Source organism: Thermocrinis jamiesonii, assembly GCF_000702425.1.
GTDB classification, from domain to species: Bacteria; Aquificota; Aquificia; order Aquificales; family Aquificaceae; genus Thermocrinis; species Thermocrinis jamiesonii.
In genome coordinates, this window is sequence record NZ_JNIE01000003.1 from 214,208 (window position 1) to 238,507 (window position 24,300).

Annotated in this window: 31 protein-coding genes; 19 read left to right on the forward strand and 12 right to left on the reverse strand. The window is 42.6% G+C overall.

Annotated features, from left to right (window positions below):
- Nucleotides 1–22: 22 nt before the first annotated feature.
- Genes K217_RS0103795 through K217_RS0103815 form a run of 5 tightly spaced genes read left to right on the forward strand, consistent with a single transcriptional unit; the run spans nucleotide 23 to nucleotide 3,903 of the window.
- The gene (locus K217_RS0103795; RefSeq protein WP_029551806.1) at nucleotides 23–1,537 is read left to right on the forward strand and encodes a flagellin N-terminal helical domain-containing protein; all 1,515 of its coding nucleotides are present in this window, start codon (nucleotides 23–25) and stop codon (nucleotides 1,535–1,537) included.
- Nucleotides 1,538–1,587: 50 nt separating this feature from the next.
- A complete protein-coding gene (locus tag K217_RS0103800; RefSeq protein ID WP_029551807.1) occupies nucleotides 1,588–1,962 on the forward strand; it encodes a flagellar protein FlaG in 375 nt (124 codons plus the stop codon).
- A gap of 3 nt (nucleotides 1,963–1,965) precedes the next feature.
- The gene (gene fliD / locus K217_RS0103805; RefSeq protein ID WP_029551808.1) at nucleotides 1,966–3,297 is read left to right on the forward strand and encodes a flagellar filament capping protein FliD; all 1,332 of its coding nucleotides are present in this window, start codon (nucleotides 1,966–1,968) and stop codon (nucleotides 3,295–3,297) included.
- The gene (gene fliS, locus K217_RS0103810) at nucleotides 3,294–3,704 is read left to right on the forward strand and encodes a flagellar export chaperone FliS (protein ID WP_038028094.1); all 411 of its coding nucleotides are present in this window, start codon (nucleotides 3,294–3,296) and stop codon (nucleotides 3,702–3,704) included. Before fliD ends, fliS begins: the two co-directional genes overlap by 4 nt.
- A complete protein-coding gene (locus tag K217_RS0103815) occupies nucleotides 3,670–3,903 on the forward strand; it encodes a hypothetical protein (protein WP_029551810.1) in 234 nt (77 codons plus the stop codon). The genes fliS and K217_RS0103815 overlap by 35 nt, the downstream gene beginning before the upstream one ends.
- Here the strand turns inward: K217_RS0103815 and K217_RS0103820 are convergent.
- The gene (locus tag K217_RS0103820; protein WP_029551811.1) at nucleotides 3,890–5,380 is read right to left on the reverse strand and encodes a hypothetical protein; all 1,491 of its coding nucleotides are present in this window, start codon (nucleotides 5,378–5,380) and stop codon (nucleotides 3,890–3,892) included. The genes K217_RS0103815 and K217_RS0103820 overlap by 14 nt on opposite strands.
- The gene (gene leuB / locus K217_RS0103825; RefSeq protein WP_029551812.1) at nucleotides 5,362–6,456 is read right to left on the reverse strand and encodes a 3-isopropylmalate dehydrogenase; all 1,095 of its coding nucleotides are present in this window, start codon (nucleotides 6,454–6,456) and stop codon (nucleotides 5,362–5,364) included. Before leuB ends, K217_RS0103820 begins: the two co-directional genes overlap by 19 nt.
- Between leuB and K217_RS07465 the strand changes: the two genes are divergently transcribed.
- The 3 genes from K217_RS07465 to rseP are packed head-to-tail and all read left to right on the forward strand — an operon-like array spanning nucleotide 6,455 to nucleotide 9,733.
- Nucleotides 6,455–7,117, forward strand: coding sequence for a coiled-coil domain-containing protein (locus tag K217_RS07465; RefSeq protein ID WP_052178070.1), 663 nt, complete (start codon nucleotides 6,455–6,457; stop codon nucleotides 7,115–7,117). The genes leuB and K217_RS07465 overlap by 2 nt on opposite strands.
- A 16-nt stretch (nucleotides 7,118–7,133) precedes the next feature.
- The gene (locus K217_RS0103835; protein WP_029551814.1) at nucleotides 7,134–8,456 is read left to right on the forward strand and encodes a glutamate-5-semialdehyde dehydrogenase; all 1,323 of its coding nucleotides are present in this window, start codon (nucleotides 7,134–7,136) and stop codon (nucleotides 8,454–8,456) included.
- Nucleotides 8,444–9,733: an RIP metalloprotease RseP gene (gene rseP, locus K217_RS0103840; protein ID WP_029551815.1), complete on the forward strand. Its 1,290-nt coding sequence runs from the start codon at nucleotides 8,444–8,446 to the stop codon at nucleotides 9,731–9,733. The genes K217_RS0103835 and rseP overlap by 13 nt, the downstream gene beginning before the upstream one ends.
- On the opposite strand, the gene fsa is transcribed toward rseP, so the two are convergent.
- Together fsa and pdo are read right to left on the reverse strand one after the other, a co-directional pair.
- Nucleotides 9,730–10,383 carry a fructose-6-phosphate aldolase gene (fsa, locus tag K217_RS0103845; RefSeq protein WP_029551816.1) on the reverse strand — a complete coding sequence of 218 codons (654 nt, stop codon included), beginning with the start codon at nucleotides 10,381–10,383 and terminating at the stop codon, nucleotides 9,730–9,732. The genes rseP and fsa overlap by 4 nt on opposite strands.
- Before the next feature lie 10 nt (nucleotides 10,384–10,393).
- Complete coding sequence (pdo, locus tag K217_RS0103850; RefSeq protein ID WP_029551817.1) at nucleotides 10,394–11,062, reverse strand: protein disulfide oxidoreductase; 669 nt, start codon at nucleotides 11,060–11,062, stop codon at nucleotides 10,394–10,396.
- A gap of 118 nt (nucleotides 11,063–11,180) precedes the next feature.
- Here pdo and K217_RS0103855 point away from each other — a divergent pair, with 118 nt between their 5' ends.
- The 8 genes from K217_RS0103855 to K217_RS0103890 are packed head-to-tail and all read left to right on the forward strand — an operon-like array spanning nucleotide 11,181 to nucleotide 17,957.
- Nucleotides 11,181–12,464, forward strand: a complete 1,284-nt coding sequence (locus tag K217_RS0103855) for an anaerobic glycerol-3-phosphate dehydrogenase subunit C (protein ID WP_029551818.1) — start codon at nucleotides 11,181–11,183, stop codon at nucleotides 12,462–12,464.
- A gap of 9 nt (nucleotides 12,465–12,473) precedes the next feature.
- Complete coding sequence (gene thrS / locus K217_RS0103860; protein WP_029551819.1) at nucleotides 12,474–14,387, forward strand: threonine--tRNA ligase; 1,914 nt, start codon at nucleotides 12,474–12,476, stop codon at nucleotides 14,385–14,387.
- A gap of 31 nt (nucleotides 14,388–14,418) precedes the next feature.
- On the forward strand, nucleotides 14,419–14,664 hold the full coding sequence (locus tag K217_RS0103865; protein ID WP_029551820.1) for a hypothetical protein: 246 nt from the start codon (nucleotides 14,419–14,421) through the stop codon (nucleotides 14,662–14,664).
- Nucleotides 14,661–15,461 carry a 4-hydroxy-tetrahydrodipicolinate reductase gene (dapB, locus tag K217_RS0103870; protein WP_029551821.1) on the forward strand — a complete coding sequence of 267 codons (801 nt, stop codon included), beginning with the start codon at nucleotides 14,661–14,663 and terminating at the stop codon, nucleotides 15,459–15,461. The genes K217_RS0103865 and dapB overlap by 4 nt, the downstream gene beginning before the upstream one ends.
- On the forward strand, nucleotides 15,462–15,878 hold the full coding sequence (locus K217_RS0103875) for an archease (RefSeq protein ID WP_029551822.1): 417 nt from the start codon (nucleotides 15,462–15,464) through the stop codon (nucleotides 15,876–15,878).
- Nucleotides 15,875–16,723: a UbiA-like polyprenyltransferase gene (locus tag K217_RS0103880; RefSeq protein WP_029551823.1), complete on the forward strand. Its 849-nt coding sequence runs from the start codon at nucleotides 15,875–15,877 to the stop codon at nucleotides 16,721–16,723. Before K217_RS0103875 ends, K217_RS0103880 begins: the two co-directional genes overlap by 4 nt.
- Before the next feature lie 8 nt (nucleotides 16,724–16,731).
- Nucleotides 16,732–17,574, forward strand: a complete 843-nt coding sequence (locus tag K217_RS0103885) for a glycine--tRNA ligase subunit alpha (RefSeq protein WP_029551824.1) — start codon at nucleotides 16,732–16,734, stop codon at nucleotides 17,572–17,574.
- The gene (locus K217_RS0103890; protein WP_029551825.1) at nucleotides 17,571–17,957 is read left to right on the forward strand and encodes a RidA family protein; all 387 of its coding nucleotides are present in this window, start codon (nucleotides 17,571–17,573) and stop codon (nucleotides 17,955–17,957) included. Before K217_RS0103885 ends, K217_RS0103890 begins: the two co-directional genes overlap by 4 nt.
- Here K217_RS0103890 and thiD read toward each other — a convergent pair.
- Nucleotides 17,942–18,742, reverse strand: coding sequence for a bifunctional hydroxymethylpyrimidine kinase/phosphomethylpyrimidine kinase (gene thiD, locus K217_RS0103895; RefSeq protein WP_029551826.1), 801 nt, complete (start codon nucleotides 18,740–18,742; stop codon nucleotides 17,942–17,944). The genes K217_RS0103890 and thiD overlap by 16 nt on opposite strands.
- 46 nt (nucleotides 18,743–18,788) lie before the next feature.
- On the opposite strand from thiD, the gene K217_RS07470 reads away from it, so the two are divergent.
- Genes K217_RS07470 through K217_RS0103905 form a run of 3 tightly spaced genes read left to right on the forward strand, consistent with a single transcriptional unit; the run spans nucleotide 18,789 to nucleotide 20,018 of the window.
- Nucleotides 18,789–19,367 carry a M23 family metallopeptidase gene (locus K217_RS07470; RefSeq protein ID WP_155991117.1) on the forward strand — a complete coding sequence of 193 codons (579 nt, stop codon included), beginning with the start codon at nucleotides 18,789–18,791 and terminating at the stop codon, nucleotides 19,365–19,367.
- Nucleotides 19,354–19,629 (forward strand): peptidoglycan DD-metalloendopeptidase family protein, encoded by a 276-nt coding sequence (locus tag K217_RS07730; RefSeq protein ID WP_155991118.1) that lies wholly within the window; start codon nucleotides 19,354–19,356, stop codon nucleotides 19,627–19,629. The genes K217_RS07470 and K217_RS07730 overlap by 14 nt, the downstream gene beginning before the upstream one ends.
- 17 nt (nucleotides 19,630–19,646) lie before the next feature.
- The gene (locus K217_RS0103905) at nucleotides 19,647–20,018 is read left to right on the forward strand and encodes a bactofilin family protein (RefSeq protein ID WP_052178072.1); all 372 of its coding nucleotides are present in this window, start codon (nucleotides 19,647–19,649) and stop codon (nucleotides 20,016–20,018) included.
- Here the strand turns inward: K217_RS0103905 and K217_RS0103910 are convergent.
- The 7 genes from K217_RS0103910 to K217_RS0103935 are packed head-to-tail and all read right to left on the reverse strand — an operon-like array spanning nucleotide 20,015 to nucleotide 24,282.
- Entirely contained in the window at nucleotides 20,015–20,308 is a 294-nt protein-coding gene (locus K217_RS0103910; protein ID WP_029551828.1) for a P-II family nitrogen regulator, read from the reverse strand. The genes K217_RS0103905 and K217_RS0103910 overlap by 4 nt on opposite strands.
- Before the next feature lie 3 nt (nucleotides 20,309–20,311).
- On the reverse strand, nucleotides 20,312–21,286 hold the full coding sequence (locus K217_RS0103915) for a sodium-dependent bicarbonate transport family permease (protein ID WP_029551829.1): 975 nt from the start codon (nucleotides 21,284–21,286) through the stop codon (nucleotides 20,312–20,314).
- A 4-nt stretch (nucleotides 21,287–21,290) separates the two neighbouring features.
- Entirely contained in the window at nucleotides 21,291–22,205 is a 915-nt protein-coding gene (locus K217_RS0103920; protein ID WP_338065578.1) for a CobW family GTP-binding protein, read from the reverse strand.
- On the reverse strand, nucleotides 22,202–22,483 hold the full coding sequence (locus K217_RS0103925; protein WP_029551831.1) for a hypothetical protein: 282 nt from the start codon (nucleotides 22,481–22,483) through the stop codon (nucleotides 22,202–22,204). The genes K217_RS0103920 and K217_RS0103925 overlap by 4 nt, the downstream gene beginning before the upstream one ends.
- 3 nt (nucleotides 22,484–22,486) lie before the next feature.
- Nucleotides 22,487–22,711, reverse strand: coding sequence for a ferredoxin oxidoreductase (locus tag K217_RS07625; protein WP_081820027.1), 225 nt, complete (start codon nucleotides 22,709–22,711; stop codon nucleotides 22,487–22,489).
- A 24-nt stretch (nucleotides 22,712–22,735) separates the two neighbouring features.
- Complete coding sequence (locus K217_RS0103930; protein ID WP_029551832.1) at nucleotides 22,736–23,419, reverse strand: 2-oxoacid:ferredoxin oxidoreductase subunit gamma family protein; 684 nt, start codon at nucleotides 23,417–23,419, stop codon at nucleotides 22,736–22,738.
- Nucleotides 23,416–24,282, reverse strand: a complete 867-nt coding sequence (locus K217_RS0103935) for a thiamine pyrophosphate-dependent enzyme (RefSeq protein ID WP_029551833.1) — start codon at nucleotides 24,280–24,282, stop codon at nucleotides 23,416–23,418. Before K217_RS0103935 ends, K217_RS0103930 begins: the two co-directional genes overlap by 4 nt.
- Nucleotides 24,283–24,300 lie beyond the last annotated feature (18 nt).

Below are 24,300 nucleotides of genomic sequence, written 5' to 3' on the forward strand. Positions count from 1 at the left end.
AACCTTAAAGGAGGTGTTAGCTATGAGGATCAACTTTAACTACGAAGCTGCATCAACCCACACCGCATACCTTGTAAACCAAAGGGAGATGAACAAGTCTCTCCTGAGGTTGTCTACGGGTATGAGGATTTTGGAAGCTGCAGATGACGCAGCAGGGCTGTTTATAGCAGACCAGCTGTCCATTGTTGCTACCGGTTTAGAAGAAGGCAACAGGAACATAAGAACTGGCATATCCGCCCTCAGGATTGCGGAAAATGCAGCTGGTCAGATCTTTGAAAGGCTAAGGGGGATCTATGCAAGGGCAGTAAGAGCAGCAAACGATATCAACGACCCCAACGCGAGAGCTTCTCTACAACAGGAAATAGCAAACCTAAGGGACGCCATCCAAAAGATCGGAACAGACACAGAATACAACGGGATCAAGCTTTTGGATGGAACATTTACCGGCAAATACATCCACTACGGACCAAGGATGGATCAAACTGTATTAGTCTCCATAGGGGACGTGAGGGCTGAGTCCTTGGGAGCGCATATAGTAAGCGGAACTGGACGTATTACCTCAGGTACCGGAGAAATTTCTTCTTCTGCTCCAGACGAGTTTCTTTTATCTTCAGCAACCGAATACTTAAGGGTAGCGGGGCAGAATGTGTTGAGTGTTACTTCTGGAACATACCTTGTTGACGCTGCTACCGCCGCACGCAACATAAACAACAACGCCACTTTGGCTGCCATGGGCATAGAGGCAACCGCAAGCAACAGAAGTGTGGCAGAAACTTACACTGGATTAATCACCGGCGATGGTACTGTGACACTTCACTTTTACATTGGACAAGAAAGCGTAACCAGTCCTACCTTTTCAATAACTGGAATTACCGCAGCTACCACGCTGAACGATTTAGTGACTCAGATCAACTCCGCAGCTTCTGCAGCAAACTCCCCCATTTCAGCCCGTGCAGATAACGGAAAGTTAGTCTTGGAAACTTCCAACGGAGAGACAATAGGCATAGAGGCTGAAGTTAACGTATCAAGTGGCACTGTATATGTTAACCTTGGCCAACTTCTAGAAGGTGCAAATAGTTTTTCTTTTACGAGTTCAGGCACTGCCCACGCCATAAAGGTGGGTAGCTTGCATATAGCAGGAACAGACAGCTTTGTGGTAAATGAAAGTGGGATTGATATTGTGGGTGGAACTGGGCCTGATGCTACTATAAACTCCACCTTCACTAACCTATACGCCATAGATGTAACTTCAAACGAGGGAGCAGAAAGGGCTCTGCTTATTACCAAAAAGGCGATGCAGTATGTGGATAGACTGCGTTCTGACATTGGTGCGGTGATGAACAACCTGCAGTCTATCTTTGACGCCCAAAAGGTAGCCTATGACAATACCAAGGAAGCGGAAAACGTCATTAGGAATACCGACTACGCAGAAGAGATGACAAACTTCACCAAACTACAAATAAAGATGCAGTCCACTATAGCTATGTTGGCGCAGGCGAACGCATTGCCTCAGTTGGTGCTACAGCTTCTCAGGTAAAAAGTATTTAAGGAAGGGTCTTTGACCCTTCCTTTTTTTAGGTTTTAGCCATGAGGGTAGATAAGGTAAGTCAAGGTTTTGAATACAAAGAGTTAAACGTGGAGGGACAGAAGCTTTTGTCCAACGTAGAAGGTACGCTAAAAAAGATCCAAAAAGAAATGGAGCAACAGATAAAAGAAGCTCAAGCTGAGAGGAAAGTAAGCTCTGAAGAACTCCAAAGGCTTTTTGAGGAAATAAAAAGAAAGTTTGACATGCTAAGCAAATACCTTAAAATAGACATAGACCAGGAATTGGAAATACCGGTGGTGAAGATTATAGAGAGGGAGACCAACAGGGTAATAAGACAGATACCACCTGACTATCTTTTGGAGCTTATGAAACGCATAGACCAGCTTTTAGGTTTGCTTATAGAAAAAGAGGTATAAATCATGGCTGGAGAGATTTACTTTAGCAACATAACCGGGAAGTTTGACTGGGGTTCCATAGTGGATCAAATCTTGCGCATAAAGTCTTTGCCCCTTGAGAGGATGGCTCAGGAGAGCGCTCAGATAAAAGCAAAGCAAGAGAGCCTATCAAAGCTGGCAAATGCTGTAGACGCCTTCAACAACCTCTTTTCCAACCTTTCAGTGGAGGACCTATTCAAGCAAAAAAGTGCCACCTCTTCTAACACGGACGTACTAACTGCCACTGCAAGTGCAGATGCCCCTAACGTAACCTTAAACGTAACCGTAGATCAGCTATCTTCTAAGGAAATAATGCTTTCAAGAGGTGGAGTAAGGGATCTGAACGATACCATAACTTGGAACGACTTTCAACTGCGATATGCAAAAGACGATGGTGACTACGAAACTTTTAGTATAAGCGCAGGTAGTGGCAAGCTTGAGGACCTTGTAAGACAGATAAACGAAAGGGCAGGCTCAAGAATAGTGGCAAGCATCTTTTACGACGGAACAAAATACAGACTTATGCTATCTGAAAAGAACGAGGCAGACTCAAGGTTGGAAACAGACCCTTCAACTAACACCTTTGTAATTTCTGAAGCAAGCGCTATGAACCTAAACGGAACCTGGGGGCTTGACTACGGCAACCCTCTACAATTTGCCAAGAATGCGCAGATCACCATAGGAAGCACTACCTTTAGCAATCCCTCAAACACTTTGGAAAACGTAATAACTGGTCTGACCGTAGAACTGAAGAATACTGGGAGCGCTACGATAACCATAAGGGACGATTACTCAAAGGTAAAGAATTTCTTTTCGGACTTTGTGAATAAATACAACGCTGTTGTTAAGCAGATAAACGAGATGACGGACAAAGATAAAGGGCTATTCCAAGGTGATCAGATAATAACAGGAGTTAAAAACTCTTTGGCAAACATGTTGGACCCTCTATTCAGATACGGTATAGTCTCTTATAACGAAGATGGAACACTTACCTTTAACGGCTCTGCTGTGGATGAGCTGGCTTCTAACAATCCCCAAGAGCTAAAGAGACTAATAGAAGGTTTAAAAATTAGCTATGGAACCTATTTGGAACAAACAAGGATAGACTTTCAGTTCTTCATCAACGACTATCAGTCCAGTATAGATGACATAAACGAAAGGATGGCTAAGTTTCAGGAACAGTTGATCGAGGAAGAGCAAAGATTAAAGCGTGAGTTTTCCAGCGTGGAAGTTTTTATAAACCAGGCGCAAGAGATCATGGAAAGAATGAGAATCTTTATAGTATCCCTATCTGAAATGCAAGGAGGTAAAAAATGATCAATAACCCTTACCTTGAAAACATGGTGATGAATGCAAACCCAGTGCGTCTTGTTATAATGCTTTACGATAAGGCTATTTCTTCCCTTGAAACCGCCCTTGAGTTGATGGACAGCCCTTCAGAGGACTTTGATTTGAAAGAGAGAAAATACCAAGCCATAGGAAAAGCCTTAGAGATCATAAACGTGTTGGACGCAACCTTGAACATGGAAAAAGGAGGAGAGATAGCAAAGAACCTAAGGGAGATATACACTGCTTTGATGGATGAGCTAACGTCCCAGATGTTCAAAGAAGACCCAGCAAAGCTTGAAAGGATAATAAACATACTCAAAGGCTTAAGGGAGTCTTGGGAAGAGGTAGAAAGGATCCATTATGGAAAAAGCCAAAAGGTTGCTCCTGGAATGTGAGTTAGCTCTAAAGGAAAGGCAAATAAACACAGCTCTTGAGAAACTTCAGGAGCTTTCCAGTCTTCCAATGGACAACCTAACAAAAGAGCAGGCTGAGGAATTGCTAAGGCTTATAGAACACACGATAAAGTGCGCAGAGGATTACAGAAACTCCTTAGCGCAGGCACTTGTAAATCTAAGAAGGTTTAAAGGAGTCTAAATTCTAACTCGTATAATTCTCCTTTATCTTGCACCGGAATGGTGCCCACTCTTCCTGTAAGAACAAAAACCCTTCCGTCCTTTGTGCTAACTACCGCTTGAATGGCTTCCAAAAACTCGCTTCCCCTAACTGTCTTTGAGAACACGAGACTTTTTTTCCTTTCTCCAACTATCACAAGCTCCCCTCTGGAAAACTTAAGAATGTCCAAAATTTTAAGCACGTTCCCTGCCGTGTTTTTTGGCACCAAGGCAAACCTAAAGTTTAGCAAATTAACCAAAGCCGGTTTTGGATAGAAAACCACTCTGTCCTTTATATCCTCAACTATTTCTGCGTAAGCGTAGGAACCGTCAAAGCTGTCTTCCGACGCATAAACTTCCGAATCACCTTCAAAGACTTTTAGCCTTCCGGTCCCATCCACAAAAATTAGATAGTTTTCGTAGTATATGGCAGAGTCTATTCTAAAACCCCTTGGTGCTAAAAAGAAGCCTCTTTCTTGGAGTTTGTTTCCTTCAAAACTCAACCTCAGCACGTTACCAAACTTTACCTTTGAGTCAAACCTTTGGCCCAGAAAGGTTTCCTTTGGTTTTGTTTTGTCCAAAACACCCATTATGTATGGCACATCCTTTAGCACAGGCACTAAAACTCCGCCTACCATCTTGAGTATTACAGAGTTTGCCCTTGTTCCAGAGACCATATTTACGATTATGTAATCCTTCTTTTCATCTCCTATGGATGCCACCACTACGGATACGGGCACTCCCGCAGGTAAAGAGTAAGAAGCTTTTAAAACTATGTCGTTTCTGACGATTTCATACACCTCTACCCTTCCAGAAAAGAGAATTACCAGATGGTCCTTTCCGTCTCCTGCCACATCTCCCACATCCGCAGAGATGGGGAGACCTGGTAGCTGTTTTACAAACTTTCCTTTAACCAAAATATTTATGTCCTCTAAGCTTGCCTTTGGCACTCCCACTGTAGGTTTTTCAAAAAAAGCTATAGCAGAGCCCTTAAATTCTACCCCATAGCCCCTTTCAAATTCTCTAACTGTATAAGCGCAACCTTTACCCTTTTCTACTCTGGCAAACACAGAGCTTAACAGAAAGTATCCCTCTTCTGAGCCTTCGTAGCAAAGACTCTTTATCTCAACCTTTACCCTATCACCGGGCTTTATACCTCTACCTTCTACCAGCTTTCCCACGGAAAAGTTATCTTTAACCTCTTCCACCACTATCTTACCAATTCTTTCTAACTCTTTCCCGAGGGATTGCTTTGTGATAGGATGGATGATCTCTTCTCCTTCCCTAAGGACTGTCAGCTCTTCCTTTTCTCTCAGATTTTTTATATCCACCCAAACCCTATCTCCCTCTACCTTTATAACGTAACCTTCCCTCTCAAAGAAGGCTTTTAGCTTTTCCTTCAGCTCGTCCGAAAAGCCAAAGGAGAGAAAAAATAGAAAGATCAATATAACTCTTGCCATACTTCCTCCAAGGACTTTATTATAGCGTCAGTCATTTGCTGGGTGCCAACCCTTAGGCAACCTTCCGAGTATATGTCCGGTGTTCTGTAGCCCTTTTCAAGAGTTTTTTCCACAGCTTTTTCTATGGCTTGCGCTTCCTTTTCTAAGTTAAACGAATACCTTAGCATCATGGAAACTGAAAGTATGGTGGCTATTGGATTGGCTATGCCTTTACCCGCAATGTCTGGAGCAGAGCCATGCACTGGCTCATAAAGGGCATACCTTTCTCCAAGGCTTGCAGAAGGCAACATACCCAAGCTTCCTGTTATTACCGCAGCTTCGTCTGAGAGTATGTCTCCAAAGATGTTTCCTGTGACGATCACGTCAAAGGAAGAGGGCCTTCTTACTATCTGCATTGCGCAGTTATCTACGTAAAGGTGTTCCAACTCCACCTCCGGGTAATTTTTACTCTCCTCTTCCACGATCTCTTTCCAAAGCCCGCTAACCTCAAGCACGTTGGACTTATCCACGCTGGTTAGCTTCTTTCTTCTTTTCATTGCTATCTCAAAGGCTTTCTTTACAACCCTCCTTATCTCATCTTCCGTATATCTCATGGTGTTTATGCCAACACGCTTGCCGTTTTCTATAAAGATCCCCCTTGGTTCTCCATAATACACATCTCCGGTCAGTTCCCTAATTACGATAAAGTCAGTTCCTCTTGCGGTTTCTTCTTTTAAGGGAGACGCTTGAATCAGAGGCTCATAAACCTTTGCAGGTCTTAAGTTTGCGTAAAGGTCCAAAGCTTTTCTTATCTGCAGTAATCCTTTCTCCGGTCTTTTGGATGTGGGTAGGTTATCCCACTTTGGACCACCCACCGCTCCAAGAAGCACCGCATCCGCTTGCAAACATAGGTCCAGGGTCTCCTTTGGAAGAGGCTCACCCTTTTGGTCAATGGCTATGCCACCAATTAGACCCTCTTCCAACTCAAAGCTGTGTCCAGAGAGCTTTTCCACATGCCTTAGCACTTTTATTGCAGAATCTACGATCTCTGGACCTATTCCGTCCCCTTTCAAAACCGCTATTTTATAGACCCCCATGAGGGAAAGAATTATAATATATCCTGTGGATTTGGAGAAAATTTTGGAAAAGTTAAAGGATGTTGTCCTTGGAGAGATAAAAGAAGAACTTAGGGACTTTAAGGTATCTGTGAGCGGTGAGCTAAGCGGATACAGATTGGCTATTGAATCAATGAACGCAAGAATGGCTGGCATAGAAGCCAGAATGAGCGCTTTGGAAGAACGTCAGCTTGCCTTGGAAAGAAAGTTGGACGAAACAAACAAAAGAATAGACGAGCTTAGCAAAAGAATTGATGAGACAAACAAAAGAATTGATGAGACAAAAGCTGAACTGAAAGCAGAAATTATGCAAAATACTATGAGGATTGATGAAACAAACAAAAGAATTGACGACACGAACAAAAGAATTGACGAAACAAGGGCTGAACTGAAAGCAGAAATCATGCAAAATACTATAAGGATTGACGAAACAAACAAAAGAATTGACGAAATAAGGGCTGAACTAAAATACGAGATAAGGGAAAACACCGCAAGGATTGATCAGATAAACAGTAGGATAGACTATCTGCATTATAAACTATCTGAGATAAGCGGTGAATTAAAGGAAGCTATTTCGAACAAAGAAATAATCAACGATATACTTCTTAGGGTAGAAAAGCTTGAATCAAAACTATCAAACTAAGTTAAGGAGTTCTGCCATGGAGCTAAAAGTTTATGCAGAAGAAAAGGTAGATAGGGCAAGGAAGGTATTAAGGACCTTGAGCTCTATTCCTACGGAGGTAAAAAACAGAACCCTTTTAACCGCTGCAGAGCTTTTGGACAAAAAAAGGGACCACATAAAGGAGCAAAACAAAAAAGATGTGGAGTATGCGGTAGCCCAAGGTCTTTCTCCTGCTTTGATAGATAGGCTTGTTCTAAACGACAAAAGAATAGATGGTATGATAAAGGTGCTGAAGGATGTGGCGAGCCTTCCGGACCCTGTGGGAGAAATAACCCGTATGTGGACCCTTCCCAACGGCTTAAGGGTTGGAAGGATGAGGGTGCCTTTGGGTGTGATCTTTATCGTCTACGAAGCAAGGCCCAACGTAACCGTAGAGGCAGCTTCCCTTTGTATAAAGTCTTCCAACGCTGTAATACTCAGAGGTGGAAAGGAAGCTATAAACTCAAACAGGGCGCTTGTGGAACTGTTAAGAGAAGCTTCAGTTAAAGAGGGGTTTCCGGAAGAAGCTATTCAGTTCATAGATAGACCGGAAAGGGAGATAGTTTGGGAAATCCTTAAAATGGAGGGTAAGGTAGATGTAGCTATTCCAAGGGGTGGAGAAAGTTTAATTAGGGCGGTAGCCGAAAACGCAAAAGTACCGGTTATAAAGCACTACAAAGGAGTTTGCAACATATACGTAGATGAAGAGGCGGACTTGGAAAAGGCTTATCACATAGTTTATAACGCAAAGGTTCAAAGACCATCTGTTTGCAATGCGGTAGAGAACCTGATAATCCACAGAAATATTCTTAATAGCTTTCTTCCAAAGATGGCCTACATACTCGGAAGGGCTGGTGTGGAGCTAAGGTGCGATGAAGAGAGCCTAAAGGTAATAAAATCCCATCCAAAGCTTGACTTTGTGAAGGCTGTTCCCGCAACGGAGGAGGATTACTACGAAGAGTTTTTGGACTTGATACTTGCCATAAAGGTGGTGGGCAGTTTGGACGAAGCCATAGAATTTATAGAAAAGTATGGTTCAAAGCACTCAGACGCCATAATAACAGAAAATTACACAAAGGCTATGAAGTTCCTTGCAGAAGTAGATTCCGCTGCGGTTTATGTTAATGCATCTACAAGATTTACCGATGGCAACGAGTTTGGGCTTGGAGCAGAGATGGGTATTTCCACAGACAAAATACACGCAAGAGGTCCAATGGCTTTGGAAGAGCTAACCATACAAAAGTTTGTAATACTTGGCAACGGGCAACTTAGGGATAACTTTAGAATACCTGACGAGATTCTTGCGGAATGGAATACGTAGTAGCTTTTTTAGTACTCATAGGTGTTTTAATTTGGTTTCACGAGCTTGGGCACTTCTTGTTTGCCAAGCTTTTTGGTGTAAAGGTGGAAGTCTTTTCCATAGGCTTTGGTCCTGTGCTCTTAAAAAAGCAGTATGGAGAAACTGAGTACAGGCTCTCAGTCATACCCTTGGGTGGATTTGTCAAGCTTTACGGTGAAGAGGATAACTTAGCGGATCCGAGAGCTTTCTCCTCCAAGCCCAATTGGCAGAAAATACTAATAGCCTTTGCGGGATCATTCTTTAACTTCATTCTGGCGATCCTTGTCTTTTGGTTTCTTGGTGTGTTGGGTAAAGAAGTTCCAAAGTATGCTTTAGAAAAACCTGTGGTGGGGTATGTGCAAGAAAATAGCTTGGCTGAAAGATTAGGTATAAGGGAAGGGGACTTGGTGCTTTCCGTAAACGGAAAGGAGGTTAAAACCTGGAAAGACTTAGAGGAAAGAATGCTAAGAGAGATCTTTGCAAGGACAATAACTGTGGAAGTGCTAAGAGGTGGAAAGGTTGAGGTTTTAAGGGGGGAGTTGGATGTTAGAAACCCAAAAGCCTTTGGCGCGGAGCCTATCATAGAGCCTGTTATTGGTGGTGTGTTAGAAGGAAGCCCTGCCCATCAGGTGGGTATAAGAAAGGGAGACAGAATATTAAGCATAAACGGAGTTGAGGTTAAAACTTGGCAAGAGGCGGTAAAGCTCATAAGGTCCTCCGAAAAGATAAACCTAAGAATAGAAAGGGACGGAAGGGAAAAAGAATTAACGATCCTTCCTATGAGGGATCCAAAAACCAACCTTTCCGTGATAGGTGTTATACCACATATAGAAACGGTAAGACTAAAACAAGGAGTTTATGAATCCTTAGTTGCCAGTGTGGAAAAGATCGTTCTTCTTTCTGGGCTAACCTTAAAGGCTGTGTGGAGTATGATAACTGGCGCTTTGTCTCCTACAAACTTGGGGGGACCTATAGCCATTGCCCAGTTGGCAGGACAGTCTGCCCAGCAGGGAATAATCCCTTACTTAAACCTGTTAGCCTTTATCTCTGTTCAATTAGCCATATTCAACCTTCTTCCACTTCCCATGCTTGATGGGGGCCTGATAGTTCTATTCTTTATTGAGATGTTGAGAAGAAAACCGCTCTCTGTTAAGTTCAAAGAAGCTTGGCAAAAAACGGGTTTAGCTCTTATAATAGCCCTTTCCCTTTTTGTAATACTAAACGACTTGATCAGGCTTTTCTCTGGGAAGAAGTTTTAGAAAGGTTTTCCTGGCACTTTCTCCCAATCCTTAAGGAATAGCTCTATTCCTTTATCCGTCAATGGATGTTGGAATAGCTTTTTCATTACCTCAAAGGGCATAGTGCATATGTCCGCCCCTATGAGCGCCGCTTCTACCACGTGCATTGGATGTCTCACGCTTGCTACTATGATCTGCGTATCGTAATCGTAATTGTCAAAGATGGTCTTTATTTCCCTTATGATTTTCATACCCTCGTTTGACGCATCATCCAATCTACCTACAAAAGGTGAAACATACGTAGCTCCAGCCTTTGCAGCTATGAGAGCTTGGGATGGGGAAAACACTAAGGTAACATTAACCGGTATGCCTTCTGATTCCAACTCCTGCACAGCTATTATACCCTCTGGAGTCATGGGAATCTTTACCACCACATTGTCGCCAAGATCCGCAAGCTTTCTACCTTCTTCAATCATACCCTTTGCGTCCCTTGACACAGTCTCTAAGCTCACCGGTCCATCCACCAACTGCAGAATTTCCTTTGCTACTTCCAGAAAGGGCCTGCCTGTCTTTGCTATAAGGCTTGGATTGGTAGTAACACCATCCAAAATACCCCACTCTAAGGCTTGCTTTATCTCTTCCACATTTCCCGTGTCCAAGAAAAACTGCATGGAAAACCTCCTAATTGTTAGTTTTCTTTAGTTTTTCGTAGGCAGAGACCAAGTATCCCAAAAAGGCATTCTCTGGCTGAGCTCCTACAAACTCCACCAGCCCTTTGTTTATAACTATTTTCGGCACACCTACAACTTGATACCTTTCTGCAAGATCCATGTTTTCTCCTGCATCCACGATGATTGCACTTACGTAATCGCTAGCTATTGCAAAGTTCATAGCGGTTATAGCTGCAGAAGGACAGAATCCACAGGTGGTAGTTACAAAGACCATGATCTCCATAGGCAAGTCTATGGTTTGGAGGATCTCTATGGTCCTGTCGCTCAGCTTTGGCTTTCTCTTGGAAACTTGAACAATTCCGTTTATAAGCGTGGAAAATTCAAGACCTGCAGGAAGTCCTATGTATCTTATACCATAGTCTTTATCTCCTTCTATGACTAATGTGGGCACCCGCTCTATCTTGTAGATCTCAGCTATGTTTTTGTCTATAACCGGCGAGTAAATCTCAAGTTTTAATTTATTAGAAGATAAACTTTCCACCTCTTTTAAAAGTTCCTCTGCAGTCTGACACGTATCACAACCTATAGCTAAACTAAACAGTTTGACCTTTACCTCGTTTTCAAGCTCCTTTTCAAACAGATCTCTAAGTTGGCTTCTAATTTCCAAGTTTAATAGCATTCAAAGATCCTCCTAAAAAATAATTATAACTAAATTTGCTACTTCTAATTCCAATTTCCCTTGACTATTGAAAATCATTTGCATATAATAGCATTTATAAAGATTGGAGGTTAGACAAATGGAGTTAGCTATTGGTGGAACAAAGGACTTTGAGTTTAACATCAAGGATCCGAAGTTTTTGGACGAAAATGCCCTTTGGGAAGAGGCAAAAAGGGTTTATTCCAAGTGCAAAGACTGTAGGATGTGCGTAACCTACTGTCCTTCTTTTCCAGCACTTTTTGATGCGGTCGATAAACACGATGATGACCTAAGTAAGCTTAGCAAGGAGGAATTGGCTCTTCCCTTAGAACTTTGCTTTCATTGTAAGCAATGTTATTTCAAGTGTCCTTATACTCCACCACACGAATGGAAAATAGACTTTCCGCACCTTTCTTTAAGATACAAAGTTTGGAAGTTCAAAACCAAAGGCGCCAAACTCACAGACAGGTTTTTGGTTAACACAGACTTAGTGGGCAAACTATCCGTTCCCTTCGCACCAATAGTTAATACGGTCAACAACATAAAACCTGTTAGGGTAATTTTAGAAAACTTTATGGGTATAGATAGGAGAGCAAAGCTTCCACCTATAAACTCTCAAACTCTGATAGACTGGTATAAAAAGAACAGAAATCCTGTGAAGGGGGAAAACGGTAAGGTAGTAGTCTTTCCCACCTGTCTTTTTAACTACAACTACTTGGAAAAGGGCATAGCTCTCCTTAGGGTGCTTGAAAAAAACGACCTTTGGGTTGAAATTCCAGAAGTTCAGTGCTGTGGCATACCTTTCTTTGATGTGGGGGACATAGACGCTTCTATTGCTAAAGCAAAACATAACGTCCAAGTGCTAAAGTCATACGTAGATGCTGGGTATGACATCATCGTGCCGGTTCCCACCTGCGCCCTGCAGATAAAGTATGAGTATCCTCTTCTTCTGCCGGATGATCCGGAGGCTAAGAGAGTTTCCGAAAAGGTCTTTGATGTGCACGAATACCTTTGGAAGCTTCACGAAAAAGGTAAGTTCAACAAAGATTTCAAGGTCTCCATGGGAAGCATTGCATACCATATTCCTTGCCATCTAAAGTCCCTAAATGTAGGATACAGGGCTGTAGCATTGATGAGGCTTATCCCCAACACAAAAGTAAAGCTCATTGAGAGATGCTCTGGACACGACGGAACCTTTGGTGTAAAGAAACAGACCTTTGATATGGCATACAAGGTAGGCTCTAAGCTGTTTGAGGACATAAAAAGCTCAGAGGCAGACATTGTGGTATCAGATTGTCCGCTGGCAAGCAATCAAATTGAGTTAGGCACTGGAAAGAAACCACTTCATCCTATAGAGGTGCTTTATAGAGCATACGGATTATAATTTTTAGCCATGTTCAAAGTGGTTTTTAATGGAGTTGAGTACAATGTAGAAGAGGGAACTACGGTAAGACAATTTTTTGAAAGGGTAGGAGTGAGAGATGCCCTCGGTGCCAAACTAAACGGAAAAATACTGGATTTGCAAACACCTATAAGAGAGAATGGACACATAGCCCCCATATATCAAAAGGATCCAGAAAGTCTTGAAATAATGAGGCATAGCCTTTCTCATATAATGGCGCAAGCTATTAAGGAGATATACGGTAAAAAGGTAGTCCATCTTGGCGTAGGTCCTACCACAGAGGAAGGCTTTTACTATGACGTAGAGGTGGAAGGCGTCAGGATAAAAGAGGAGGACCTTCCTAAGATAGAGGAGAAGATGAAAGATATAATAAAAAGAAACCTTCCTATTGTTAGGAGGGAGCTTGAAAGGGAAGAGGCAATAAAACTTTTTGAAAGCTTAAATGAACACTACAAGCTTGATATTATCCGAAGGATAGATGCGCAAGACATAATATCCATTTATGAACAGGGGGATTTTGTGGATCTTTGTAGGGGACCTCATGTGCCCCATACGGGAATGGTAGGAGCTTTTAAGCTTACCCACATAGCGGGTGCCTACTGGCAAGGAGACCCATCCAAACCCATGCTCCAAAGAATATACGGCATAGCCTACTGGAGCCAAGAGGAGTTGGAAGAAAGGCTAAGGTTTTACGAGGAGGTAAAAAGAAGGGACCACAGAAAACTCGGTGCAGAGCTTGAGCTGTTTCTCATAGACGAGGATATAGGAGGAGGATTGGTAATATGGCTTCCGAAGGGTGGTATTTACAGAAAAATTCTGGAAGACTTTTGGAAAGAAGAACATTTAAAAAGAGGCTATCAGCTCATATACACCCCACATGTAGGTAAGGCACACCTTTGGCAAACAAGCGGACACCTTGAGTATTACAGACAGAACATGTATCCACCCATGGAAATGGAAAAAGAGGAGTATTTTGTCAAACCCATGAACTGTCCCTTTCATGTTGCAGTGTACAAAAGTAAGCTAAGAAGCTACAAGGAATTACCTTTAAAGCTGGCAGAGCTTGGCACAGTCTATAGATACGAATTATCCGGAGTTTTGCACGGACTTATGAGAGTCAGAGGTTTTACCCAAGATGACGCCCACATTATATGCACGCCCGAGCAGGTGGACGATGTAATACACGAAACCTTGGACTTTGCCATCTGGATGCTAAAGGTATTTGGCTTTGAAGACTTTAAAGTCTATATCTCCACCAGACCACCCGAAGCCATAGGTTCCCAAGAGCAGTGGGAAAAGGCAGAAAGTGCCCTTAAGAAAGCGGTGGAGAGTCTGAAGCTGAGTTACGAGATAGACGAAGGTGGAGGAGCTTTTTATGGTCCAAAGATAGACATAAAGATAAAGGATGCCATAGGTAGATTTTGGCAGTGTTCCACCATCCAGTTTGACTTTAACCTGCCAGAGCGCTTTGACATGGAGTATGTAGGTCCAGACAACAGAAGACACAGACCTTATATGATCCACAGGGCAATCTTTGGTTCCATAGAAAGATTTACGGGCATACTGTTAGAACACTACGCCGGGCTACTGCCCTTCTGGCTGGCCCCAGTGCAGGCAAGAATAATCCCTATATCCTCTAAGCATGTAACCTACGCAAAAGAGCTTTTAGAATTTCTAAGGTCCCACAAATTTAGGGTAGAAATAGACGAAAGGAACGAAAGGCTTTCTGCTAAGGTAAGGGATGCGGAGCTTTCAAAGATACCTTACTTGCTCATAGTGGGAGACAGAGAGGTGGAAAACAGGTTAGTCTCCGTCAGGTCCAAGGCGGAGGGAGATCTGGGGCAAAAAAGCTGGGAAGAACTTTTGGAGTTTTTCACAAGCTTAACAGAGATTAAAGTGTGTTAATATGTTTCTCTAAAACTTAGAGGAGAGTGTCATGGAAGAAAGAACTTATGCAGTCCCCTTTGCTTTGGTAGGCTTTTTTTTAACCTCCAAGCCCGTAGAAGAGAGCATAAGGGATGATGTAACTCCGGAGGAGCTTGAAAAACTGCAGGAAATAATCCAAAGGATGCTCTTTACTGAGGGAGTTCAGGTAGCTATTTATCCATCTGTAGTTCCACCGGACCAAGCGGAGGATGCAGTGGAAGAGCTTGAAGATTTGATCTTTGGAGAGGAGGAATGACAAAAGTTATCCTTTGCGGAGCCCTTGGGAGGATGGGAAGGGCGATCTTAAGACTCTCGCTTGAATACAACAACTTGGAAGTGACTGCTGGAGTAGAACATCCAGATTGTTTGAGAGACCAAGACCTTGGAAAAGCTGTAGGAATGGAAGAGTTCAAAGGTAGAGTGCTAACCTCAAGGTTAGAAGAAGCCCTTCCCTTGGGTGATGTGGTGGTGGATTTTACTGGGAGTCCAACTGCTGCTTTAGCCCATGCCAAACTTTCTGCCTACGCACGCAAACCAGTGGTTATAGGGACCACGGGCTTTTCCCAACAGCAGGTGGAAGAATTAAAAGAACTTTCCAACTTAGCCCCCATACTTTTATCTCCAAACATGAGCTTAGGTGTAAATCTTCTTTTTAGGCTCGCACAGATAGCAGTAAAAGCCCTAAGGGACAAAAACTTTGACGTGGAGATCTTAGAAATCCATCACAGATTCAAAAAGGATGCTCCGAGTGGAACAGCTTTAAAACTACTTGAGGTGTCTGCTCAAGCTCTGGATAAAGATCCATCCCAAGTGGGCAAGTTTGGAAGGGAAGGTATAGATCCAAGAGGGGATGAAATAGGGGTTATGTCTTTGCGAGGTGGAGATGTGGTAGGGGAGCATACCCTTTACCTCATAGGCTTTGGAGAGAGGATAGAGCTTACCCATCGGGCTACGTCAAGGGACATATTCGCCAGGGGAACTTTGGAGGCTTGTCTGTGGATAAAGGACAAACCGCCAGGGTTTTACACCATGCTTGACGTTTTGGAGATATAGATGAGTTTTTACGAGCTTATAGAAGATATAACCGCAGATACTGGTATAAGGGTTAGGGCAAAAAGCTTAGAGGAGCTTTTCTGCAAAGCAATCCTTGCTACCTTCAACGAGATAACGGACATAGAAAGTGTTCAACCATCAAAAAAGGTAGAGTTGGAAGTTTTTGGAGAACTGCCCTATCTTTTAGCGGACACCATAAACAAAGCTTTGGTTTTGCACGAAAAAGAGAAGTTTGTAGCCAGCGGGTGTGATCTGGTGGAGCTAAAAGAAAACGGTGTCAGAGTCATACTTTCAGGTGGAGATTACGACCCAAGTTTCCATCCCTCCAAACTGGTTATAAAGGCAGCCACCTACCACAGGCTAAGGGTAGAAAAAGTTGGTGAAGAGTTTTTGGCAGAGGTAATATTTGACATATGAACCTAAAAGCTTACGCAGAGCTTACAAAGTTTGAGCACACGATTTTTGCTCTGCCTTTTTTGCTATCTTCCGTGGTCTTGCTGGTGGATAGTTTTCCCTCCCTTTGGAAACTCTTCTGGATACTCTTAGCTTTTGTATCCGCAAGGACCTTGGGAATGTCCCTAAACAGACTAATAGACCTTCCCATAGATAAGCAAAACCCACGCACAAAAGATTGGATACACGCTAAAGGAATCATTTCGGAAGAAAGCATAAAAAGATTGGCAATTTTGTCAGGAGCCTTATTCCTTCTTTCCTCTGCGATGATAAACTTGCATACCTTTTTCCTTGCCCCTTTGGTTGTGTTTCTCCTTTGGCTTTATCCTTACGCAAAGAGAATAACCTACTACCCCCATCTTGTGTTGGGCGTGGTCTATTTTCTCATACCTGTGGCGGTTGATATTGCCTTAAACGAAAGTATATCTAAGACCGCTCTTGTGCTCGGAGTGGGAATGGGTTTTTGGGTTGCAGGCTTTGACGTTCTCTACTCCCTTCAGGATTATGAGTTTGACAAAAGCTTTGGTCTTAAGTCCATACCAGTCAAGTTCGGGCTTGGAAAGGCAATAAAAATATCGCGAGCCTTCCACTCTATAACTTTTCTGTTCCTTTTTAGTTTGATCTTTTTTGTAGATTTTCTGGGTTTTATTTACGTTCTTGGTATGCTCCTTCTTGGAGCTTTTCTTTTCTACGAGCATTCCCTTGTAAAAGAGAATGACCTTTCAAAGATAAACAAGGCTTTTTTTACTGTCAATGGCTATGTGAGCATAGCATACTTTTTGACAGTTCTCTTTGATAGATTGCTATAATTTTTCTTATGTTTTTCCAAGACATCATCATAAACTTACAGCGCTTTTGGGCTGAAAAAGGATGCGCAGTTTGGCAACCTTATGACATAGAAACGGGTGCTGGGACGATGAATCCCGCTACCTTTTTAAAAGTGCTTGGACCTAAGCCTTGGAATGTGGCTTATGTGGAACCTTCCAGAAGGCCAAAGGATGGAAGATACGGAGAAAATCCCAATAGGCTTCAGCACTACTTTCAGTTTCAAGTAATACTAAAGCCTGCACCAGACAATCCGCAAGATCTTTACCTTGAAAGCTTACAAGCCTTGGGCATTGACCCAAAGGAGCACGATATAAGGTTTGTGGAGGACGATTGGGAATCTCCCACCTTAGGTGCCTGGGGCTTGGGATGGGAGGTTTGGCTTGACGGTATGGAAATAACTCAATTTACTTACTTTCAGCAGGCTGGTGGGATAGATCTTGAAGAAATCTCCGTGGAGATAACCTATGGACTGGAGCGTATCGCCATGTATCTTCAGGGTGTGGATAGCGTTTATGACATAAAGTGGAATCAGTGGCTTACCTACGGAGATGTGTTTAAAAAAGCAGAATACGAGTGGAGCGTGTATAACTTTGAAAAGTCGGATCCCAATCTTCTTTTTAATCTCTACGAGCTATACGAAGGAGAGGTAAAAAGGCTACTCCAAGAGCGGTTAGTTCTTCCCGCATATGACTACCTCCTCAAATGTTCCCACACCTTTAACCTACTGGATGCAAGGGGTGTAATATCCGTGCAGGAAAGGGCAAGGTATATACGCAGGATGAACAACTTAGCAAAGGAGATAGCCAAACTCTACCTTGAGGTGTATGCATGAAGACAGAGGTTTTTACGGATAGGGCACCAAAGCCAGTGGGTCCTTACTCCCAAGCGGTAAGGGTAGGGAATTTCCTGTTTCTTTCAGGACAGATAGGCATAGAGCCAAGCACGGGCAGGTTAAAGGAAAACTTTCAGGAGCAAGCAAAACAGGTTTTTGAAAACATAGGTGCAATCCTTGAGCAAGCAGGATACTCTTGGGAGGATGTGGTTAGGGTTGTGGTGTATCTAAAGGACCTTTCAAAGTTTAAGGAGTTAAACGACATCTACGAGAAGATCTTCAAAGAAGTTAAAGTTAAACCAGCAAGAAGCACTGTAGAAGTTAGCAACCTACCACTTGGAGCGATGATTGAGGTGGAAATCACCGCCTACAAAGAAGGATAGAACAGCCACATGTGATTCAAAGGCCCGTGGCCCTTTCCGATGCTAAGAGAGTGCTTTATAGCTCCTTGCACGTAATCCCGAGCCTTCTTTACCGCTTCTTTAAGCTCTAAACCTTTTGCTAAATAGCTTGCGATTGCAGAAGCTAAGGTGCAACCGGTGCCATGTGTGTTTTTTGTATTTATCCTTTCGTAAATTAAATACTCAAAGCCTGAACCGTCATAAAGAACATCCACCAGTCTATCCCCTTCCATATGACCGCCTTTAACAAGAACTGCCTTTGTCCCAAGAGAGTAGAGTGCTTTACATGCCTGCTCCATATCTTCTACGGTCTTTATCTTTATACCCGTAAGGGCTTCTGCTTCTGGTATGTTTGGGGTAATGATGGTGGCTAAAGGTATGAGAAGCTCTTTGAGAGCCAATTCGTCGGAACTTTTCAAAAGCGGATCGCCAGACTTTGCCCGCATAACTGGATCCACAACCAACTTTTGGATGTTAAAGTCCTTTATAGCCTTTGCTACTGCTTCCACTATTGCGCTATGAGAAAGCATACCTGTTTTTACCACATCCACACCTATGTCCTCTACCACCACCTTTATCTGCGCATAGACAACCTCAGGTGGCAAATCCCACACCCCAAAAACTCCAACTGTGTTTTGAACGGTGATGGAAGTAATGGCGCTCATTCCAAAAACACCAAGGGCGGTAAAAGTCTTCAAATCTGCCTGAATACCTGCTCCACCTCCACTATCGGACCCTGCCACAGTTAAAACCTTAGGAATACACATGGGATATGGTATTATATAGTCTCAGATTACCTTAGGGGGGTAGAAAATGAGGGAATATATAAGCATAATTTTAGTTCAACACGAGGGGGAGCCTCCCAAGACTATTAGAATTCGCAAAGCTTACCTGAAAGCCCTTTTTATTCTCCTTGGCATGCTTCTTTTTTCGTCCTTAATGGCTTACATCTTTGGCTTATCCTTACTTTTCGAGAAGCTTTATCTGGAAGCTCAAGTAAAGAAGCTTGAGGAAGAAAACAGGAAAATATCCCAGAAGAAACAAAAACTCGGTGAGGAAAAACGCCTATTAGCCCAAAAGCTAAAATCTTTAGAAACCCGCCTGATAGAAATAGAGTCCTATCTATCCCAGAGAGGTATTACAAATATCAAAGTTTCTGGTGGATTGGGTGGACCAAGTTATCAAGGGTCATCCCACCTGGATATTTCACATATAGAGTTTCTTGAAAGTAGAGCTAAGCAGATACTTTCAGATATCAGAAGCATACCCTTAGGCTATCCTGTTTATGGAAGAATAACATCAACCTTAGGCTGGAGAAAGAATCCTTTTGGAAAAGGGTACGAGTTTCACACTGGCATTGACATAGAAGCTCCTATGGGTGCAAAAGGTTAGGGCGACCGCAGACGGTGTAGTGGATTTTGTAGGATGGTATGGGGAATACGGAAATACAGTTATACTAAAACATTCTTCGGGCTATACCACCCTGTATGCCCATTTATCAAAGATTGAGGTAAAGCCAGGTCAAGAGGTTAAAGCTGGTCAGGTTTTGGGAAGGGTTGGCTCTACAGGCAGAAGCACAGGACCCCATCTTCATTACAAGGTTAGGCTAAACGGAAAGCATTTGAACCCTTCAAGTTTTCTGGTTTTAAAATAGTTGGAAGGTAGTTTGAAATGTTTGGCGGTAAAAAAAAGGAACCGAGTGTAAGTCAGGAAATTAAAACTCTGATAAGTGCAGGAACGATTTTTGAAGGCAACATTACAGTCCCAGAGGGGATTACACGAATAGACGGGAAAGTTGTGGGAAATATTAACGGCAATGGCTGTGTCATAATAGGGGAAAGCGGAAGTGTGAAGGGAGATATAAGCGTGGATAGTTTAATCGCATACGGAGAGATTTCGGGAAATATAAAGGCAAGAAGTGTAGAGCTCAAGAATGGTTCTAAGGTTTTGGGTAACCTTGAAGTTTCCGAGCTTTATGTGGAGAAGGGAGCGATCTACAATGGCGAGTGCAGAATGGTAGAAGGTTTTAAGGAAAACCCTTAGTGTTTTACATAAAGCACATCTGAAATTAAGCACACTCCACCGTATTTTTTCAGATAAGGGACAATGTCTTTGGCTATCTCTTCCGCTATTTTCTCTTCGCAAACAGTAAAGATATAGCTGTTTTTAAAAGTATCTGTGATCTCATCCCCCCTCATCAATCCTCTTTCACCAAGCCCAAGGGCATCCTCTATAACCGTGTAACCTTTCACACCTTTACTTTCCAAAAATTCCAAAATTCTCTTCAGGTAAGGCTTGTTTACCACAATCTCTACTTTCTTTTGTGCAATCATACCTTACCCCCATATAAGGCTAATCAATTGATAGTATAAAGGAATACCTATGGTAATGTTAAAGGGGAAAGTTAAGGCTAAGCTCATGGTAACATAAAAACTTGGGTTTGCTTCTGGAAGAGAAAGTCTCATTGCTGCGGGCACCGCTATATAGGATGCACTTGCACATAGCAAAGAAAACATAAAGGCATCTCCTTTAGAAAACCCTAAAAGCTTTGCCAGTAATATCGCAACTGCTGCGTTGAAAATAGGAAAAAGAATACCAAAGGCTACTAAAAATCTACCTACTTTCTTTATCGTGCCCATCTGCCTTGCGGCTACTATCCCCATGTCAAGCAGAAAGAAAGCTAACATAGGTTTAAAAAGGTTTCCAAAAAAGGGTTCCATACTTTTCCAACCCTTTTCTCCTACAAGAATGCCCACAAAAAAGGAGCCCATAAGCAAGAAAACTGAACCATTAAAGAATGCTTCTTTGAATATTTCCTTCCAGTTTGCCCTTTCTTCGCCATTTTGATTTTTAGCAAGCAAAGAAACAAGCAATAAACCCACTATTATGGCTGGTGACTCCATAAGAGCCATTGCCGCCACCATGTATCCACCATAACTTTCTCCCAAAGAGTTAAGAAAGGCTCCACCTGTTATAAAGGTAACCGCACTTATAGAGCCATAGGTAGCCGCTATCGCAGCGGCATTATACACATCAAGCTTTAACCTAAGTATGAAAAAGCCGTATATTGGAACCGCCACTGCCATAAACACGGCAGAAAGTAGAACCAATAAAACATAAAGACTTAGACTGCTTTGGGCTATCTTATAACCACCCTGCAAACCTATGGATATTAAAAGGAAGAGAGAGAAGAACTTAGGTAAAGGTTGTGGAATATCAAGGTCAGACTTTACAAAAACCGCAAGCATACCCAAAAAGAAAAACAGTATGGGAGGGTTGAGTATGTTCTGAAGCACAAGCTCTAAGCTCATGATCCTACAACTTCATACGAATGGGTGCGGGAGTTTTTGATATGAATACTAAAAAACTTTTACCTTTGTAATTGGGAAGCTCATTTCCAAAGTCAAAGTATCCAAAGCTGTAATTTACAAGCACAGGATAGGGTGCGTGCTTTATCCTAATTATTCCCTTTGCCCTTACAACTTCCTCAGGTAGCTCTTTGAACATCCTTTGTAGTTCTTCGTATTCAATAGGCTCTTCGTAGTATTGCACGCTTTGGTAGTATGAATGGTGGTGATGATCACCTTGTGAAATTTCAAGTAGATCGTTCAAAGAGTAGGATCCTGCGAAAAATTCCTCCGGAAGTATGCCATAAGCGGTCTTATAAATGCTAAGCCTACTGTAAACTTTCTCTCCGGTAAAAGTATTTCTTAGTGCGTAAGTTTCCCAAATACTTCTAACTTCTTCTTCCAAATTTTGAAGCTCTTCCTGAGAAACAAGATCCACTTTGTTTATAACCACCACGTTGGATCCACCGATCTGATAAAGGGCTGTATGGTCCTGTTTGTATTTGTGAAAGTTTTTAGCGTCTATTACGCAGATTATGGCTTCCAAAGAGCATCCTAAGCTTTTGAGACTGAAGGCTACAGGAAAGGGCTCAGCGGATCCAGAAGTTTCCACCAAAATAACCTCCGGGCTATACTTTTCCCTTATTTCCGATAAAGCTTTTTCAAACTCTGCATGCAAAGTACAGCATATACACCCTTCCGGCAGTTCTACCACGCTTGAATATACATTTTCAAGCACTTTGCCATCTACGCCAACTTCTCCAAACTCATTTACTATAACCGCTACCTTTTTATCTTTGAAATGCTTCCTTGCGGAGTTTAAAAGCAGTGTGGTTTTTCCACTTCCCAAAAAACCTGTTATTACAAAGGCGGGGATCATCATTCTCCACCGTATTCTACCGAGTCTATCTCCTCCAAAAATTGCTCAATCTGAAAGGTTACGAAGTTGGCAAGGTCCTTTACGTCTTTTTCCCAGTATTCCTTGTCTATGTCTATTCTCTTTTCATGCACGCTGTGCTCTTCAACTACGTATCTAACGATTAGGTAAGGAATCCCACAGGATTCATCAAAGCACACTTCCAGATCCACATCAGGATTTGCCATGTTTTTTTCCACTTCCTCAGCCAACTGTTCAAACTTTTTCTTCAACTGCTCTTCCATGCTTTAGTCTCCCGAAGTCATCATAACCATCCGTATGCAGTTTCTCTTTAGAAGGTCAGAACACACATAAACGCATATGGCACAACCTTTACATCTTGAAGTATTTACCCAAGCGGTGTGCTTAGAACTTTCATACATAAGAGTGTTTGGCTCGGGACAAAAGAGCACACACTGCTTGCAGTTATACTTTGCACATTCAGCCTCATTTACCTCCGCCACGTAATACATACCTCAACCTACCTCCAATGGATGTTATCGTGTGTAAGCTTCTTCCTCTACCCATCCCTTTTCCTCCGCAATCTTAAACGCCTCTTTTATGACCTGCATATTCTTTTCAAGCAGTTCCATTTTCTTCTTAAACTTCTTTTCTATTGCACTGTCAAGGGCTGTGGTTCCTCCAGAGGCAACAAAGGTATTGCCCAAAAATCTTTCCCTAACCGCCTGCTCTATATGTTCAAAACCTACAAGCCTTGTTATTCCAAAGAACAGCCCTACCATAGCCATGTTAGTAGCAAGTTCTGTGCCCGCTATGTCTAGGGCTAACTTTGTTGCGGGAAACATATAAACCTTAGTGTTGAGCTCTTCAAGAATTTTCCAATCCTCTTCAGGTATTATATCCACGTCTGTATTTATTATAACAGTTCCGTTTTCCTTAAGTCCAGAGTAAAAGGGCATGGTGTAGGACTTTCCGTGTGTTATAACCTGAGGATGGTAGATCATTATCACGTTTGGATAGACCACCTCTCCCACTTCGTAGATGGGCTGATCTGAAACCCTTACGTAAGCTTCCACCGGAGCCATTCTCTTTTCAGAGCCAAAGAAGGGAACCAATGTAGCATACTTTCCTGCCGCAGACATAGCATTTCCAATAATATGGGCGGAGGTGACGACCCCCTGCCCACCAACACCTGCTATGCGTATGTTATACCTTTTCATGCCTTTACCTCCTCAGGCTTCCTTTCTATCTCCTCAAAGAATTCTCTGACTTCGTCGGTCATCCACTCGTAAAAGGCAAAGTCCTGCTTTTCTCTTTTCCTTGCATCTTCAAGAACTTTTTCTGTGGGTATGGAATACTCTATGTTGCAAGAAGTGTATGCGTGTATGAAGGTTGGACCAAAGTGCCTTGCGGCAAGAATAGCTCTTCTTACTGTCTTTGCAATCCTTTTGGGGTTTGTGGGAGCAAGCTTTGCTACATAGACACAACCTGCTACCTTTGCTAGCTCCACCGCATTTATTTTATCAAACTGTTTACCTTTTGGCGCCATCTTAAGTTGAACACCCTTTGGAGACATTCCACTCTCTTGACCTCCGGTGTTTCCATAAACTTCATTGTCCACCATTATGGTTGTGAATTTTTCTTTTCTGAACCAAGAGTGCATGGTCATACCAAAACCTATGTCTATAAGACCACCGTCTCCTGCTATAACCACCACGTCTTTGTGTTTGTCTGGGAACCTGATGGTAAGCGCTCTTTTAAGACCAGAAGCTACTGCGTTTGTGTCTCCGTAGTTTCCATAAATGAAAGGAACTGCTGCCTGAGAAAGGGCGAGCCTTGCACACCCTGCTGTGCCTATAACTATGGTATCCTCTGGATTGGGCAAGGCTGCATAAAAGACCCTTATGAAGTAAGCCATGAAGCATCCAGCACACATTGGATGCTCTTCTAAAAGCTCTTTGAACTGTCCAAGCTGTTGCACATCTATTTGCTTGCCAAACTGCCCATATTTGACTAAATCCACATAGTCTTTGGGCATGTATCTCTCAAAGCCTGGAGAGATCCTTACGTATTCCAAACCCATGATAATACCTCCTTTTTA

Bases quoted from the DNA above. Each gene is read 5' to 3' on its own strand.
- K217_RS0103800 (WP_029551807.1), top strand. From the start codon at position 1,588: ATGAGGGTAGATAAGGTAAGTCAAGGTTTTGAATACAAAGAGTTAAAC.
- K217_RS07465 (WP_052178070.1), top strand. From the start codon at position 6,455: ATGAGGGAAAGAATTATAATATATCCTGTGGATTTGGAGAAAATTTTG.
- pdo (WP_029551817.1), bottom strand. From the start codon at position 11,062: ATGCTATTAAACTTGGAAATTAGAAGCCAACTTAGAGATCTGTTTGAA.
- fliS (WP_038028094.1), top strand. From the start codon at position 3,294: ATGATCAATAACCCTTACCTTGAAAACATGGTGATGAATGCAAACCCA.
- K217_RS0103935 (WP_029551833.1), bottom strand. From the start codon at position 24,282: ATGGGTTTGGAATACGTAAGGATCTCTCCAGGCTTTGAGAGATACATG.
- K217_RS0103910 (WP_029551828.1), bottom strand. From the start codon at position 20,308: ATGATTGCACAAAAGAAAGTAGAGATTGTGGTAAACAAGCCTTACCTG.
- leuB (WP_029551812.1), bottom strand. From the start codon at position 6,456: ATGGGGGTCTATAAAATAGCGGTTTTGAAAGGGGACGGAATAGGTCCA.
- K217_RS0103855 (WP_029551818.1), top strand. From the start codon at position 11,181: ATGGAGTTAGCTATTGGTGGAACAAAGGACTTTGAGTTTAACATCAAG.
- K217_RS0103915 (WP_029551829.1), bottom strand. From the start codon at position 21,286: ATGAGCTTAGAGCTTGTGCTTCAGAACATACTCAACCCTCCCATACTG.
- thrS (WP_029551819.1), top strand. From the start codon at position 12,474: ATGTTCAAAGTGGTTTTTAATGGAGTTGAGTACAATGTAGAAGAGGGA.
- K217_RS0103925 (WP_029551831.1), bottom strand. From the start codon at position 22,483: ATGGAAGAGCAGTTGAAGAAAAAGTTTGAACAGTTGGCTGAGGAAGTG.
- K217_RS0103820 (WP_029551811.1), bottom strand. From the start codon at position 5,380: ATGGCAAGAGTTATATTGATCTTTCTATTTTTTCTCTCCTTTGGCTTT.
- thiD (WP_029551826.1), bottom strand. From the start codon at position 18,742: ATGTGTATTCCTAAGGTTTTAACTGTGGCAGGGTCCGATAGTGGAGGT.
- K217_RS07470 (WP_155991117.1), top strand. From the start codon at position 18,789: ATGAGGGAATATATAAGCATAATTTTAGTTCAACACGAGGGGGAGCCT.
- K217_RS0103835 (WP_029551814.1), top strand. From the start codon at position 7,134: ATGGAGCTAAAAGTTTATGCAGAAGAAAAGGTAGATAGGGCAAGGAAG.
- K217_RS0103930 (WP_029551832.1), bottom strand. From the start codon at position 23,419: ATGAAAAGGTATAACATACGCATAGCAGGTGTTGGTGGGCAGGGGGTC.
- K217_RS0103905 (WP_052178072.1), top strand. From the start codon at position 19,647: ATGTTTGGCGGTAAAAAAAAGGAACCGAGTGTAAGTCAGGAAATTAAA.
- K217_RS0103865 (WP_029551820.1), top strand. From the start codon at position 14,419: ATGGAAGAAAGAACTTATGCAGTCCCCTTTGCTTTGGTAGGCTTTTTT.
- K217_RS0103890 (WP_029551825.1), top strand. From the start codon at position 17,571: ATGAAGACAGAGGTTTTTACGGATAGGGCACCAAAGCCAGTGGGTCCT.
- dapB (WP_029551821.1), top strand. From the start codon at position 14,661: ATGACAAAAGTTATCCTTTGCGGAGCCCTTGGGAGGATGGGAAGGGCG.
- K217_RS0103920 (WP_338065578.1), bottom strand. From the start codon at position 22,205: ATGATGATCCCCGCCTTTGTAATAACAGGTTTTTTGGGAAGTGGAAAA.
- fsa (WP_029551816.1), bottom strand. From the start codon at position 10,383: ATGCAGTTTTTCTTGGACACGGGAAATGTGGAAGAGATAAAGCAAGCC.
- fliD (WP_029551808.1), top strand. From the start codon at position 1,966: ATGGCTGGAGAGATTTACTTTAGCAACATAACCGGGAAGTTTGACTGG.
- K217_RS07625 (WP_081820027.1), bottom strand. From the start codon at position 22,711: ATGTATTACGTGGCGGAGGTAAATGAGGCTGAATGTGCAAAGTATAAC.
- K217_RS0103795 (WP_029551806.1), top strand. From the start codon at position 23: ATGAGGATCAACTTTAACTACGAAGCTGCATCAACCCACACCGCATAC.
- K217_RS0103880 (WP_029551823.1), top strand. From the start codon at position 15,875: ATGAACCTAAAAGCTTACGCAGAGCTTACAAAGTTTGAGCACACGATT.
- K217_RS0103815 (WP_029551810.1), top strand. From the start codon at position 3,670: ATGGAAAAAGCCAAAAGGTTGCTCCTGGAATGTGAGTTAGCTCTAAAG.
- K217_RS0103885 (WP_029551824.1), top strand. From the start codon at position 16,732: ATGTTTTTCCAAGACATCATCATAAACTTACAGCGCTTTTGGGCTGAA.
- K217_RS0103875 (WP_029551822.1), top strand. From the start codon at position 15,462: ATGAGTTTTTACGAGCTTATAGAAGATATAACCGCAGATACTGGTATA.
- rseP (WP_029551815.1), top strand. From the start codon at position 8,444: ATGGAATACGTAGTAGCTTTTTTAGTACTCATAGGTGTTTTAATTTGG.